This is a genomic window from Belliella marina (assembly GCF_042682445.1).
GTDB lineage: Bacteria > Bacteroidota > Bacteroidia > Cytophagales > Cyclobacteriaceae > Belliella > Belliella marina.
The window spans coordinates 70794-87216 of sequence record NZ_JBHUHR010000043.1 but is presented as its reverse complement, the minus strand read 5'-3'; the positions used below and the strand labels follow the sequence as shown (position 1 = coordinate 87216).

The 16423-nt window shown below is 42.9% G+C and carries 8 protein-coding genes; 1 reads left to right on the top strand and 7 read right to left on the bottom strand.

The window, feature by feature from the left end:
* Positions 1–6: 6 nt before the first annotated feature.
* The 7 genes from ACFSKL_RS16785 to ACFSKL_RS16755 all read right to left on the bottom strand — a co-directional run bounded on the left by ACFSKL_RS16785 (position 7) and on the right by ACFSKL_RS16755 (position 15220).
* Positions 7–1191, bottom strand: coding sequence for a glycoside hydrolase family 88/105 protein (locus ACFSKL_RS16785; protein WP_376887506.1), 1185 nt, complete (start codon positions 1189–1191; stop codon positions 7–9).
* Positions 1188–3377, bottom strand: a complete 2190-nt coding sequence (locus tag ACFSKL_RS16780; RefSeq protein WP_376887504.1) for a hypothetical protein — start codon at positions 3375–3377, stop codon at positions 1188–1190. Before ACFSKL_RS16780 ends, ACFSKL_RS16785 begins: the two co-directional genes overlap by 4 nt.
* A 6-nt stretch (positions 3378–3383) precedes the next feature.
* Positions 3384–4667: a DUF4861 domain-containing protein gene (locus ACFSKL_RS16775; protein ID WP_376887503.1), complete on the bottom strand. Its 1284-nt coding sequence runs from the start codon at positions 4665–4667 to the stop codon at positions 3384–3386.
* 278 nt (positions 4668–4945) lie between these two features.
* Positions 4946–8665, bottom strand: a complete 3720-nt coding sequence (locus ACFSKL_RS16770) for a DUF4450 domain-containing protein (RefSeq protein ID WP_376887502.1) — start codon at positions 8663–8665, stop codon at positions 4946–4948.
* A 127-nt stretch (positions 8666–8792) separates the two neighbouring features.
* Positions 8793–10457: a RagB/SusD family nutrient uptake outer membrane protein gene (locus tag ACFSKL_RS16765; protein ID WP_376887500.1), complete on the bottom strand. Its 1665-nt coding sequence runs from the start codon at positions 10455–10457 to the stop codon at positions 8793–8795.
* A 12-nt stretch (positions 10458–10469) separates the two neighbouring features.
* Positions 10470–13571: a SusC/RagA family TonB-linked outer membrane protein gene (locus tag ACFSKL_RS16760; protein ID WP_376887499.1), complete on the bottom strand. Its 3102-nt coding sequence runs from the start codon at positions 13569–13571 to the stop codon at positions 10470–10472.
* Positions 13572–13957: 386 nt separating this feature from the next.
* On the bottom strand, positions 13958–15220 hold the full coding sequence (locus ACFSKL_RS16755) for a glycoside hydrolase family 88/105 protein (protein ID WP_376887497.1): 1263 nt from the start codon (positions 15218–15220) through the stop codon (positions 13958–13960).
* A gap of 250 nt (positions 15221–15470) precedes the next feature.
* On the opposite strand from ACFSKL_RS16755, the gene ACFSKL_RS16750 reads away from it, so the two are divergent.
* Positions 15471–16415 (top strand): glycoside hydrolase family 43 protein, encoded by a 945-nt coding sequence (locus ACFSKL_RS16750; protein ID WP_376887495.1) that lies wholly within the window; start codon positions 15471–15473, stop codon positions 16413–16415.
* Positions 16416–16423 lie beyond the last annotated feature (8 nt).

Below are 16423 nucleotides of genomic sequence, written 5' to 3'. Positions count from 1 at the left end.
CAAGGTTTATTTTTCTAATGCTATACATGCCATGATAAATGGCCCAACGCCTTTCGGGTCATTGGTTTTGATTTTTTCATTGATATAATAATCGTAAGTACCATCCCGATATGGATTTCCGCCCAAACCAGCTACAGCACAGACTTGATGCAAATGGATTTCCCCATCATCAGTTACCTCCACCATATTTTCGAGCATTCCTTCTAGGCAATTTTCAGCTACTTTTCTGTAAGAAATATCCAAATGTCCACTGTTTGCCCCTTTTGCCAAGGCATAAGCAAACATGGCGCTGACCGAAGCTTCCTCAAAATTCCCAGCTTCTTCTCCTTTATCCACCACTTGGTACCAAAGTCCAGTTTCGGAATTTTGATAGGGCAAAATTGCCTTAGCCAATCGTCCCAAAATACCCTGAACTTCAGCCCTTCCGGAATGTGATTCTGGAATGTAATCCAAAGCGTCAACCAATGCCATGGCGTACCAACCCATTGCCCTCCCCCAAAACTCGGGGGATTTTCCTGTATCTGGATCAGACCATTGCTGCAATCTGCTTTCGTCATATCCATGGTACAATAAGCCCGTCTTTTCATCCCTAAGATGCTTTTCCAACAAAACCAATTGCAAAATCCCCTGATCTATAGCTTCTGGTTCTTCAAACTCAACTCCATATCGGATCAAAAATGGAGTGCCCATATATGCCCCATCGAGCCACATTTGCCATGGATATCGGAGCTTGTGCCAAAATCCGCCATCCGTAGTTTTCGGCTGCCATCTCAATTGATTCCTAAGTGTCTTCAAAGCGATCAAGTACCGATCCTCTCCTGTGTTTTCATAGGCTTTGAAAAGCAACTTTCCGGAATTGATCATGTCAATGTTGAAAGTTTCTTGCTGATAGGTTTTGATTACTCCACCTTCTGAAATCATCCCATCGAGGTACTCCATGACATAGTCATTGTATTGGGTTTTGCCTGTTTTTTGGGCGAGTTTTTCGAAAGCTGTGAGCATCAGACCTTGTGGATAACTCCAGACTGGCTTTTCCATAAACTCGATCATCCAAGGTTCTGGATTTTGCCTCATCACTGACAAAGCGGTCCGCTCAGACCAACTGAGTTTATCACTGATGGTCTGTGCTTGTACAGCTCCGACCAAAAGCATACCCAAAATAAATGCTGATAAAAATCCTTTCTTCATCATTTCATAGGTTTAAGTCCTTCCCACTTGACCTGCCATTTGCCATTGTCTGGGAAGCCTGGATTAGGTCTATCAGGTGCTCCTTCCCATCCAGCAGCCATCATAGCTACCGCTGTCAGCAAACCACCATTTCCTGGAAGGTAGATCCTGAGTCTTTTATCCTGATAATTGTGTCCATTGGGTAAATAAATGTTTTTTTGCTTACCCAAAAATATAGCATCCAATGCTGTCTCAGGCATATCCAACCTCGCAGCATTCATCGCCATCATGGGATAATCCCAACCCCAAGTAGTATCCCATTGCCAGATTTCAAGGATTTTCTCCAAAGTATTCCGCATGATCTCTGGGTCAATCATATCTGTCTTGGGCAGCATGCCATAAGCACCCAATACTACCGGATGATCATGCAAGTAAAATTCATCGATGTAAGCATTTGGATGGGTAGAACTTGGCAGATAAAGCCCATCCTTGATCGGCAATGGTGCAATATTGTCCAATACTTCCTGCCATTTTGGGTTTGGAGATTCATTCAATCGCTTTTGCCAATCCAATGCTACCGTCAAACCAAAATGCCAATAAGCCAACTCAAAAGGAGGGTCATCCGTGGCATTGGCAGGGAATAATTCTTGTGCAGGAATCAAAGGGGCGATCAAATGATACTTCCCAGTTTCTTCGCTTTTTTGGGCAAAAGAAGCCATGAAATCCGCTGTTTCGTAAACCAATTCCTTATACTTTTCCAACAAAGCCACACTGCTATCTTGGGCATAAAGCTGCTCCACAAAATAGAGAATATGCGGCTGTTGCCAAATCAAATACGCAGCAACCGAAGAAGGACTTTCATCACCATAAGGATCTGTCATTTTCTGCCACCTTGCCCCTTCAAAACCCTGACGCTTTGCGGTAGCCTTTGCCTTGTCCAATACATCAAAGTACCATGGCAAGCTCTTCTCCAACAACTCAGGTCTTCCCCATAATGGAAAATGCGCCCCATGCCACCAATGCATCTCGATGTGGAATTTTCCATACCAAGAGTTCATCGTCAAGCCAGTCTCCTGTGGAGGAAGCGAACCTGTACAGTTTACTTTGGTCAGGTATTGGGACAACACCACACGCCTTTCCAGTTCATGTGCCCGCTCGTCCGTACTTCCAGAAAAGTCGATTGCGCCACCTGAATTCCAGAATTGTTCATAACCTTTCTTGGAACTTTCGGCAGTAGCAGAGAAGCTCGGGGTATTGGTTTTTGTTTCTTTTTTTGTGAAAAATGAAGAAAATTCCAATGTCTCCGAACTTGGATCAGGAGTGAAATAATACTTATGCTTTTCTGGAGAATCCCAAGAACCATCACCTGACCAAGCCACTTGGGTAAAGTATGCAGCACTATCGAGCTTTCTCTCGAACAAAACTTCCTGTGTGGATAACTCTTTCAATTCGGTAGAATGCCGATCCTGTTTTTCCCAGTCATAACCAGGGCAAACATGACAGCCCGAACCATAAGGAAAATTCATTTTGACTTTCAATCGTCCTGCTTTTACCAATGGGGATTCGATTTTGAAAGCAACGCCATCCTGCTCTTGATGTGCATACAAAGTCACTGAAATGGGGCTGCCTTCCAGTTCATAAGTGGAAACAATCTCGCCCTTCCAAAGGCCCAAGCGTTGATTGATATTTTTCAAATCTTCAAGCTTGGCAACTTCCCCATTTTTCTTGAGCAATTCCAATCCGATGATGCCCAAATGCAATCTATGCGGACTGGTTCTGAAATAATCAGTTACTTCCTTTTTTCTACCTTCTTTGTGCTGCACGGGAAATGAAATCACCTGACCTGTGGCAGAAGTATCATTTCTCAATATTTCATTCCAGTCATAGTCTCCAGGGTTGGGAAAAGCATGCCATGCCCATTGTGTTTGGGTGCCTAAGGAAACGCCATTTTCATATTCTTTATAAAAAGTCTGCAAACCACTGACATCAACCGTGAATGCAAATTCACCATTGCCAACAGTCAGGGAAGCCAAGGTGTCAGGTGCATCCAAAATCACATCATGTCGATCCACCAGTGCTTTCCTGTCGATTTTTTCTACTGTTTTTTCCTCAGACTTTTGATCGCACGAAGTCAAACTCAGCATACAAAAAGTCAAACCGGAAATAATTGTTGCTTTGAAAATAGCAGTAAGATTAGAACAATTTCGCATAGTTGATTACTTTAAAGTTACTTCGATTTTAGCTTCCAAATGGACTACCAAATCCCGAAGGTGTTGCTCAAAGTAGGCTGCATCCTTGAATCCATCTTCGCTCAATTCCCAAGCGGCAATGGCATAGTACTCTATCGGCTCATTGTTGGCAGTTTTCATTTTTGCCAAGTAGGAATTGGTTACATTCCCTTCTTTGGGCGCCTCAATCATCTCCAGAAATTGTGCTTTGGGAAGAACCAATGCCATTCCTATGATCCATTCTTTGTCATAGCCTTGCGCATCATGCGTCATCAAGACTACCCAATCTTGGAAATCATCTATTTGCTTGATTCCTTTGTCATTGTGGATATTTACAAGACCAATTGCAATGTGCTCGTCTCCTTGCAGTCCATGGAATTTCACTTCGTTTTTGAAGCCATACATACCAGGGACGATGCTTACCTTCTCTTCTACTTTTGGATATTTCCTATCAAACGCATCCCAGTTGTTGTACTCAAAATGCATGATAGAACGCACAGGCCCTTCGGATAGAATCTTAAAAGTGGATTTCTCGATATTGTTGACAGCATCTTCTACCAAAACACCAAGTCTTGCAGGCTGATTTTCTTTGAGCAAGGTGAAGCCTCCAAGTCCAACAGAATTGCCAACAGCCAAAATATCCCTGCCCCAATCTTCCATGGTGTGGTAATTGTCTTCAACTTCCCCTTTTTCATTGACCCCTACATCTTTTGGACTGATAGCAGCTGTCTTTTTTCCAAACAAATCCTTAGAATTTCTTCCGTCAAAATAATGCCTGAAACCTACCTTGTCATTTTCCCAAGAAGGACCATCTGTCTGATATGGCTGGTACCCTATGCTTCTTGGAAGTTCATCTGCAAGCAATACATCCCCTTGTCTTGGCGTAACAGGCTGATCTATCGCATCCCTTTTACCAAACCTCACGGCTGTACGTTTATCAAAATCAGCTGCTTCATCTACCCATTCCAAGGTGAGGCTTTTCTCTTCGTCGGCACTGAAATCCACCAACAAAAACAACTGATCCCGCTGTCCGTCTCCATTGGTATCATCCATTTGGTAGGCAATTGCATTTCCTTCGGCATCAGTAATCTTTGGAAATTTCCCTTCGACTATTTCCAAATCCTGCATGTTGATTTCTACTCCTTTATCCTTCAGCGGAATTGAACTGCTGTTTTTCAAAACAATCTGTGGCAAGGACTCTTCTTCGGCAGGATTACATGCCAGCATCACTGTTGCCAGGCATAGTGTCGAGAATAGATTTATTTTTTTCATAGTTTTATATTTTCATTTTAATTAAAATGTATATGATTATCCGCTACTTTGCCAGTAATGAAGTAGGCAAACCATCATGTTGCGGATAATCGTCAACTACGCCACGGCGCACGAGTGTCAACGGTAGACTGTCAACAGTAATGAAAATCCGTTGTTGGAGAAACTTTGCCAGTTGCCAAGCAAAATCATATAATATACCCCCAACTGATACACTAATAACTTATTGACTGACAACTCTTGTACGCTCCATCACCGACCAGTCGTGGCGTAAGTAATTATTAATTCACCAATGTAACCGCCATCAGTCCAATGACCACATCCACTGAGACTGTTTTTAGACGGATTTCCTTTAGTTCTTTAGTTGCATCCAAAGGCAAGTCCAAGACTGTGGCAGCTCCCCCTTCTATTGCGTATTTTGTAAAATGTCCAATATTTGTATACTTATCATGCGGAAGGTTGGAGATTTTTCCTGTCGCCAAATGCACCCGATATGGCCTTGGGCGGTTTGTATCAAATGCCAGCCCATCCAAATAATAGTCTTGCTCTATCGGCCACCAATTTTCCGGATTGTGGATTGCCAACTTCTCAATCGACCCATCTTGGTAAACCACCTCTAGGTAGCCATTGTCAATTCGGCTTTGCATGTGGTTGGTAGTCCCTGCCATCAAGAAGTAGGCGTGGGAGGCTTTCCCACTGATAGGAATGGAGAGGGAATCAGGATAATTATCCCAAAAAGAAGTAAAGGCGATGTTGCTTTTTTCATCAGGATTGAGCGCAAAACCCAGTCCAAATGGCATGTGGATAACTCCATTATTTTGACTGGCCAGATCCCTAACGCCCTGGTCATCAATCTTCATATATGCACCAAATGAAGCCCAATCACCCAGACCCTGCTTTGGAATCTGCAAGGTGGGATAAGGCGATCTTGGACTCAAATATTCATTTTCAAAAATCTGTGTGACTGCGTCATTGAAGTGCGTGGAAAGGGCGATTGGTTCTCCAAGCTCTTGAACCTGTATATCCCAATTGATGATTTCAGCTGTATACAGCAACTCATTCCCAGCAAGTATCTCAAGCTTATTCGTACCGGGATAAAGATAATATTCCTCCAATCCCAAATCAAAAATCAATTCATATCCTTCTTCTAATGAAAAAGCTTCTTCCTGTTTTCCATTGATCTTCAATGTGAGTGCTGAGAGATCCCCAATATTGGTTTCCACACCAAAATGAATTCTGTTTTTTTGTTGAATTTCTGACACATGAACTGTAATGGGTGCCACCAGCTCTAACGCAATCGGATGCCACCATTCCAGTTTGCCTTTTTTGAGCTTGAGGAAAATCGTGAAATTTCCTTCCTTGTCTAGTGTATTTGCTTGAAGGGTGTTTCCTTCAAGTTTAGAAGAACCAAGGATTTGCTGTGGATCATTCACCTCCAGCAATTCGACGCCATCAATATTGTGGATAAGTGGCTTTCCGGCTACGGCTCGGATTTCACTTTTCTCTGTTGGGATATCTTCTCCTGACCAAGTCAGGCTGATCGTACTTTCTTCATCCAAAGGCACATCCACTTCATATTGTGGATAACCTACCACTCCATCCACAGGACTAAACCCCAAAGCAGTTCCATTTGAATCAAGAGCCTTTAATAGTTCGCTTTTTGCCTGAACAAGGAGTTTGATGTTTACTGCTTTCGAAAAATTGGAGGAGAAGGTGTATTGATCGACATTTCCAGTCTTTTGGAAATCGAATGTAAAATCAGGAATTTCCAAATGTGCAAACTCCCAATCCACAGGAAAGCCCGGCTGCACATGTATTTTAGAATTGGTCAGATCGGGATTTATTCCAAAAAGCCCTTCGATCAATGACCTGGAAGCCATTCCGATAGGATCTGCAAAATCCCTGTACAACTCTCCCCGCATGGCATCCAATGTGGATAACTGCTGAAAATTGCCCGGACTTCCACCCATGTACATACTTTCGAGCAAGGCACTTTTCCACAGCTGGTAAGCACCTTCCTTGTTATTTGCCTGCCAATAAGCCAAAGCCGTGTGAAGCGTTTCAGCCAGGGCAACATTGTTCACAGACCAAGTATAAGGCATCCAGTTTGTTGTCGCTACCACTTGGTAATCCACATTATTTTCCTGAAATCCAATGGGGATATGTGGAATCTCCAGATCTACATATTGGGTCATCAAAAAGGATTGAATCGGGTCTGGGACTTCCGAATCGAGTACATGATATACAGACCATATCCCTGCTTGAGGGTGGATTCTTTTTCCACCCAACAAATCCTTGTACTCGGCATATACTCCCTTGTCATTTTGCCAAAGCTCCCTTTCCATGGCTTGCTTGATCTTAGCAGCCTCTTCTTGCAAATGGCCTACCTCTTTCCCTATCAAGAGACCCAAGCGAGCAGCATTTTTGAACGCATAATAATTGTAAGCCGATGCATGTGCGACTCCACCGCCGTTGTATTGCAGGGCATCCGAAGCCCAGATACTCGCAAAGGCATTGTAGAGTCCATCTCCATCTGGATCAAAATTCCTCTTTTCCCAATCCAGATGACGGACAATATTTGGCCATACTTTTTCCAAATAATCCAAATCCCCCGTCCAGTCAAAATGCCTGATCAATTGGTCAAAAAAGACCTGATTCATATCATAATGATGTGGTGGAGAAGGTGGTCCCGGCCTTCTGCTGAGGTAGCCACTGTTGTAGATCGAATATCCAGTTTTTTCGATTTGCCTTCCCAAGTTCTTTTCAGGGTCGGGATCATTGCGGCTGCCATCCGGCTCCAGGTACTGGGAAGCCAAGTATCCATCAAAGTGCCTTCTAGCCCTATCATGCCAACCCAATCCATCTGCCACATAAGCGCCTCTCCAGCCGGGCAATGGCATCCGCCAAGCAACGGCACCATGTACGAAGGCAGAAACTTTCTCGTCAAAAATGGCATTACCTGCTACCGCCAAAGCGCCATCAATTGTATTTATAAATGGATCTGGTGTATTGACTTTTATCCTGTTTGTCAAATCTTTTCTTTGGACTTCCGCATTCAAAAAAAGCCTGGGAAGACTATTCGGCTCGATCTCGGAAAAACCCGGTTGATAAATCCCCAAATACACCGGAGTAGAGGTATCCGAAACCCTACCTGCCAACAATGGCTTATTTTTCGGTAAAGATTCCCACATGTCAACCGGTGACTCCAAAGTCCCAGCGTCTATTACTTTCAAAGCAATTCCTTCGGAAAAAGTGCCTAAAACTTCTTTTTGGGCATTCGGAGAACCATATGCTATACTAAAATGCTGGTTTTCGGCAATGTTGACCGTATTGCCAGTACAGTTTTCGGGATGCAAATAAAATACTGATTCGGGATCAGCACCCAAGTCCCCAGACCTGCTGAATTTCTTGCCGGAGACACCTCCCATAAATACCAAAAGATCAACTTCTTCCGGCATCCTCTCAAATTCAATTTTGAGAACAGCCCCTTCCACCTCTCTGAGCGGAATCATTTCCAGAAAAATCCTTCCATCACCCAACATAGGATCCTGAATGGTATACAGCATTTTGCCAGGCCTGTACCTTGCTTCTATGTCCGAAGCTCGAATCAGCCACTTTTCCCCATCTGGACCAATCAAAGCTAGGCTCAGATTACCACCCATTCCGGGCAGATAAAAAGCAAATTCCGGCAAATCCCCTGCTTCCACCCTGTAATCAGATGGATAACCATACAAGGCTCTATTAAATCGCCTATTGCCATTCTTTATCACAAAGTCCTTCTGGTCTGGAAAATACCTGAGGGTTCTACCTGCGTTTTGTTGGGCAACAATTTGTGCATTTTCAAGGCTACTGAAAATCAATAAACTTGGCAAAAATATCCAAAACAATGTTCTTAACGGCAAATGGATTATGGAATTAGACTTGGCCAACTTCATTTTTTGGGATGAAGTAAGCGGTGTTGTCCAAACAAAAATAATTCTACTCAGCAGTCTTAAAATCATAATGGTTATTCAGGGTATCAATCGAATTTAATTTTTTATTGGGCAAAAACCTTCCTGTAGTATCTTGTTATGAAAGAAAAGCCACCCCTGAATTACAGGAGTGGCTTGATGCTTATGTCAATGAAAATCAATAACCCGGATTTTGGGGATATTCAGAATCATTTAGATCCAGGGCTGCTTGTGGGATAGGTCTGAGAATTTTCAATCCTCCACCGATTCCTTCAAATGGATTGACACCATTGTCAAACCATTTTTGCTTGATATCCCTGTTGTAAAGGCGAGTCCTTTCGATCAATTGGCCCGTCCTCTTGAGGTCAGTCCATCTGTGGTATTCTCCCAAGAGTTCCCTTCCCCTCTCGTCGAGAATAAAATCTATATTCACATCTGCTGCAGAAATCTGCATTTGGGCTTGGCTGCCTGTTTTTGCGGCCCTTGCTCTTACCGTATTGATGCGATCAGCCGCAGTGGCCAGATCTCCCCTTTGAAAATAAGCCTCGGCTGCAATCAGGTATGTTTCGCCCAATCTAGCCAAAAACATGTCCCTGCTACTGCTACCGGCTCCAGAAAACACCGCATTCGGATCATCAAATTTCCTGACAGCCGGAGTTGCATTGTCCAGTGGAGTAGACCTGGATGCTTCCCAAACATTGGAATAAGGAATGATTTTGGTGTCGGCCCGGTTGGCAGGATCAGCCTGTCTCCATGCTGTAGTATCTGCCAAATCCCATTTCGGGGTATAATAATATTTCACCTTCAACTCGTCCCGCTCATCCTTTCTATCATAATAGTCATAATACCTGTTGTAGTACTCTATCATAAAGGTGGTATTGAACCTGGCATCATGTTCGGTGAAAAGGTCAAAAGTGTACATGGTAGGACAGAGTGTATAGGATCTATTTGGATAACCTTCCGCAGCACCCTGGCCACCCATGTATGGCCCAAAGAAATAATTCTGGATATTGCCACTATTGGTAAGGTTCGGCATAGAGGCCAGATCATACTGGATACTGAACAAAATCTCGGCATTCTCTTCATTTCCTGGCCAGAATAAGTCCTCGAAGCTAAGTGTCAAACCCTGCCCTGCAATCGCTGCATCTGCAAGGCTACTTGCCAACTCGAAATCATTGCTTGCAGCTATATCCAAGTAACCACGGGTAAGGTGGACTTTCGCCAGAAAGTGCCTTACAGCCCTCTTGCTTACCCTGCCAAATTCAGCTGCCACTTCAGGCACCAGTGCTAGCGCCTCGTTCATTTCACCAATAATAAATGCATAGACTTCCTCCTCGGAATTTCTGGTGAATTCTGTCTGTGGAGAATTGATTCTATCAGTTACGATAGCCACCCCTCCAAATTGCTGGACAAGGAGGAAATAGTAGTATGCGCGGAGAAATTTCACTTCCCCAACCCGCGTGTTGAGACTAGAGAATTCGGGTACCAATTCACCATAATAAAGTGCTGTATTGGAATGTTGGATAGCACGATATACATTGGTATAAAAGGTATTTACCTCGCCGGTGAAAGGAGTAAGGTTTCTATATTCACTGATTCCTTCTGGCTGGGCATTTCTACCCTCGACGTACATATCAGTGCCGGCATTATATACCCACGGATCTCTATGTACAGGTCTCAAATTGCTGTAAACTGCATTTACCAAACTTTCAAAACCTTCTTCTGTAGTGAAGAACTCATCTGCCACTACGTTCGATTTGTTCTCCTCATCCAATAGTCCATGGCAGGAAGCAAAGACCATTGTCGCAAATAAAACTATATATTTTATGGATATTTTTTTCATCGCTCTCAATAATTAGAATTTCACATTCAAGCCAAACTGATAAGTTATAAAGCTGTTACCACTGGATCCAAGTCCGGCACTCGCCCATTCTGGATCAAAGCCTTCATACGGTGTCCAAACAAATGGATTGGTTACATTGGTATAGAGTCTCAAAGATTGGATTCTATATCTTTCCAAAAATTCCTTTGGTACGGTATATCCCAAAGAAATATTTTGGATTTTCACAAATGAGGCATCCACATAATCTCTAACAGCACCCCAGTGAGGGCCTCCGTTTCTTGGTTGTGGATAGGTATTTGAGGATCTTGCCGGTGTCACGCCATTTTCAGGCATATAGTAATCCACATTCAGCTTGGATCGACCCCTATCATCCCAATTAAGAAACTCAGAATGGAATGGACTTCTCACCTGAACTCCCTGTCTGGAAAATAGAGACATATTGAAATCAAAGTTTTTGTAAGTCAAGTTTGTAGAGAATCCACCTGTCCATGATGGAACGGGATTGCCAATGATTGCTCTGTCATCCCCATTGATCACACCATCATCATTGAGATCTACAACCCTAGCTTGGCCCGGCAATTGCCCATAGCTCAAGGCCTGCTCACGCTCAGATTCTTGCCAAATCCCATCAAAAATAAAGGTATAATTCACATTCACCGGCTGTCCGATAAACCATGCATTCCCTATCATATCTTCTTTGCCATTGATCAGTTCTTCAATTGCATTTCTGTTTCTGGCAAAATTGAAAGTGGTCGTCCATACCAAATCCCTGGTGGAGACATTGACGGTGGTCAGACCAAGTTCCACTCCTTTGTTTCTTACCGAGCCAATATTGGCTGTGATTGAGCCCCAACCTGATTCTCTTGGCAAAGCCCTACTCATCAATAGTCCATCAGACAGTTTGTTGTATACATCGATCGTACCTGTGACACGCCCTTGGAATAGGGTATAATCCAAACCGGCATTGACTTCCCTACTTTTTTCCCAAGTCAACAATTCGTTGGTAATCCTATTTGGGACATAACCCAGCCCCAACTGTCCTCCGAAGTCATATTGCCATGGAGAACTTAGATTGGCCTGGGTGCCATAAGGTGAGATATTGTTGTTGTTTCCCGAAAAACCAAAACTAAGACGTGCTTTTAAGTCGTCCAAGAACGAAATGTCCTTCATAAATGCTTCTTCAGATAGCCTGTACCCAATAGATGCCGATGGGAAATTTGCCCATTGGTAACCCGGTGCAAGTTTGGAAGATCCATCTGTCCTGGTAACAGCGGTAAATAGGAACTTGTCCTTATAGTTGTAATTCAACCTAGCCATATAAGAGATGATGGCCAATTGGCTAAAACCACTTCCTACAACCAGTTGGTCTCTTGGACCAGATCCAAGATTGTAAAAGGAAGAATTGAACGGAAGGTTGTTGGCTTCGATGTTGCCAAACTCATTCCTCTCAAACCACACACTGTGGAGTCCTGTAAGTGTAAAATGATGGTCGCCAAAAGATTTTGTAGCAGTAATCTGGTTGTCCCAGTTGTAGGAGAAGGATTCATCTCTATTCATTCTGGCGGAAGGCAACTGCTCCCCTCTGGCTTCTGTAAGTGAGCCAAAATATCTACCTGTCCGCTCATGCTTGATTCTTGGAGCAAAAGTTGATCTGACACGCAGCCAGCTAATCGGAGAATACTGTAGGTATAAGTTACCAATCCCAAAAGTCCTCCTCATATTATTATCAACATTTTCATTGTCGATAAGAGGGTTGACAGAGCTAGTAAAACCTAGGGCATCAAACTGACCCGGGCGGAACACCAAATTGCCTTCATCATCATATGGTGATACCAAAGGAGACATTCTGTAGGCATTGGTCACCGCTAAGTCACTACCCAATTCCCTTTCCACCATAGAAATATTGAAAGCCATACCCGCAGACCAATTTTCATTGATTTTATGGTCAACACTGGCTTTGAAGTTAAACCTGTCATAAGACTCTCTGGAGATATTTCCCTTTTCATTTTGGTAACCTGCCCCAATTACATAATTCATCCCATTGTTCCCTGTACCGGATACATTCAACCAATGGTTGGTTTGGATTCCTGTCTGAAGAAGGATACTATGCCAATCTGTGTATTCCCTGTTGGCTACTCTCCTGGCAAGGGTAGGACTCACAGCAAGTCCACCAATAGTATTGTCAAATTCCCTTCCTGCCAACATTTCAGGAGTGATAAAGGCATTTTGCCTGTATTCCCACCAATCGTCACCTCCCATGAAGTCCGGCATACGGGCATTCTGTCTTATACCCACATATCCTTCATAGGAAATGGAAGTACTTCCCTTGACACCAGATCCACCTTTGGTAGTTACCATTACCACACCATTCGATCCCCTAGAACCAAACACTGCCGTAGAAGCAGCATCTTTCAGGATATCGATTGATTCAATGTCGTTTGGGTTTAGGAAATCTATCCCTCCAACCAACACACCATCCACTACATAGAGAGGTCCTCCACCAGCAAGTGAGTTTTGGCCACGAATCTGTATGTTGAATCCGGTACCTGCACGGCCAGACGATGCTGATATATCAACACCAGCTACTTGACCCTGTATACCCTGGAGCGGATTCACTGTACCTCTTTGGGCTATAGCATCCCCTTTGACACTACCGATAGCCGAGGTGATTTCCGCCCTACCTTGCGAGCCATAGCCCACCACAACTACCTCTGAAAGTTGCTCGATGTTAACTTCCAAAGTAATGTTGAATTCAGTTCTGTTCCCCACAGCTATTTCCTGATTATTGAAGCCTATCGATGAGAAAACCAAAACAGAAGCATCAGATTCAACAGAAAGCCTAAATCCTCCATCTACATCGGTAACGGTTCCATTGGTGGTGCCCTTCTCCAATACGGTTACTCCAGGCAAACCCATGTTGTCTTCACTTGATATTACCTTCCCATAAACGGTCTTTTCTTGATAGTCTTTGGGTGATAGCTCTGCATCAGACACAGAAGCAGACAAGTTTTGTGCAACAAAAAAGGACAATAGCAGAGCTATTGCCCCTAACTTCAATTGATCATAAAAACAGACGAGTCTTCGCCAATAGTGGTAAAATTTTAATTTTTCCATAATTTTCGGGTTTAATAATAATTGATTTTAGACAGAAGCATGACCAATCAAAAATGCAACTTTGCGCAATAAATTGCACAATTTTGCATGATTTCAATCTTATATTCCAATTTTAATGTTATAAACAAAATTTTATTTCAGCAACCTGTAGTATCCTGTTTATCAAGAAAAACATGCCTGATTATCCACCCTTTCTACATCATTACAGCCGATTGCTTACATGTTTTTTGGACGCCAATCCTCTGTGTTTCACTTGATTTTTAAAGCACATTTTATATGGATCCAAACAGGATAAAAAATTGGGATGAAACAAAAAAAAACCACACCGCAAAGAGGCATGGTTTTCCAAACTAATTAACCCTATATATTAAAACATTAAACTTCTATTATTGCTTTAGAAATGTTTTCAATTTTATCACTTCTATTCCTGCATCGATAACCGATCCGACACCGTGCTTTTCATTTGGCCTGGCCGGTCTTGTGTAATAAAACCGGAGATCATCGCTGATTCCTGTTCCCACACAAATATCCTTCACCTGGCCATCTTCTGTAATCATTATTTTTTTCAATCCATCCCAGCCCTTCAATGCTACAGAAGCATAGCGCTTATCTATCCAGCCTTCGGTAATCGCTTTTGCAAATCCCTGCACAAACATCGCCGATGCGGAAGTCTCTTGATAGGAATCGTTCTTGTCCAGCAGTTGTCTCCAAAGACCATCTTGGTCTTGGTGTCTAGACAAGCCTATCAATTGTTTTTGAAGATTTTTGATCACTTTTTCTTTTCCAGGGTAGCCTTCTGGCAGTCTTTCCAACAAGTGTATCTGTGATAGCACCAGCCAACCATTGCTTCTTCCCCAATGTGCTACACCATTTTGTTCGCTATCTGTATAATAACAATGGAAGTACAGGCCATTATGTGGATTCCAAAGGTATTTGTCAAAATTCAAGACTTGATTGATTGCATCATCGAAGTATTTGTTTTCTCCAGTGTAAACAGCCAATCTTGACAAAAAAGGAACACTCATGTACAAATCATCTGCCCAAAGTGTCATTTCCTGTGGAAAAGTCCTTACCAATGTTTTGTCAAACAACCTCTCTTGCCCATAAGTCAGGCGCTTTGCACCATTCTCGATGTATTGCTTGTAGTCGGCATTGTCATCTTTTTCCATCAACTCCAACATGCTGGCCGAAATCGCCCCAAAATCATCCAACTCCAACATCGTCCAAAGCTGTCCCAAAGGATACTTGTGGTGTGGCCTGTCATTTTTGAACCTGTTTTGGAAAAACTGATAGTTCTCAAAACCATGGGCTACATGGCTCTTTGCAAAATCATAATATTTTGATTCTCCAGTATGGGAAGCCAAATGCATCATGGCTAGGTTGATTACACCATTGGTATAATGCCACTCTCCATATTTGGAGGCAAAGGTTACCTCCCTTTCTTTAGGAATATCTTTGTATGAAGCAAAGTGTTTTCCAGCTTCATCAACAAATCCCAATTTGTTTTCGGAAAGAATAAAATCAGCCACCTTCCGAACGACCGCTATATCGGAGTCCTCATTAGACTGCTGTGCAAAAACCTGCACTGACGAGAAAAAAACTACGAGAATCGCTGTAAAAGCAGATTTTGAAAATACTCTGTATTTCATGTTGAAAGGTTATCGGTTTATATTTCCCCCCTATCAATGCTCTCATTGAATGGGATGTAGCTGTTAATTATATCGAAAATTAACGCTCTGTTTTTAATTTCCTATCCTGTACTTACCCGAACGATAAAATTGATCTTCAAGAACTTCACAACCTCACTGCTGTGTCCTGCTTGGGTTTACGTAAATGTAATTTTCCTTGTGGAATAGAAAAGATTGCTTTAACCTTATGGTCTCAAACAACCTTAAACCTATGAAGACCATTGCCCTTTTCACTTTAATTTCGATCATCACACTTACAAGCTTCAATTGCGCTTCAGTCGAACCTGATGTATATGTATTTTCATATTTTACAGGAAATGGGGAAGACGGCCTTCACTTATCCTATAGCATGGATGGGTTGCACTGGGAATCCCTGCAAGATGGAAAATCCTTTCTCACGCCTACCGCAGGGGATGACAAGCTGATGCGCGATCCCTGCATCATCAAGGGAGGAGATGGCTTGTATCATATGGTTTGGACCGTAAGCTGGAACGAAAAGGGGCTTGGATATGCTTCCTCTCCCGACCTGATCCACTGGAGCAAGCAAAAGACCATTCCTGTCATGGCGCATGAAACAGGGGCTAGAAATACTTGGGCTCCTGAAATATATTATAATGAAGAGGGAGAGTACTATATGATATTCTGGTCTACGACCATCGAGGAAAAATTTCTGGAAACACAATCGAAAGAAGAGAGTGGCTACAACCATAGAAAATACTATACCACCACCAAGGACTTTATCGATTTCACACCTACAGCATTGCTTTACGAACCGGGATTCAATGTCATAGACGGCACGATTATCAAGGAAAATGGAGAGTATATCATGTTTGTAAAAGACGAAACCCGTGAACCTGCCCAAAAGAATATCAGAATCACCAAAAGCAAATCACTGACAGGTGAATATGGTCCAGCCTCCGAGCCAATTACAGGAGATTATTGGGCGGAGGGACCTACAGTCGCAAAAGTTGGTGGGCAATGGATTGTATATTTTGATAAATACATAGAAAAAAAGATGGGGGCTGTGACCTCCAATGACTTGGTCAATTGGACAGATATCTCGGATCAGGTGAATTTCCCAAAAGGCACAAGACATGGAACGGTTTTCAAGATCAGTATGACTGAATTGGAAAAACTGAAGAAGGCGGTGTTGTAGTTAGGCAA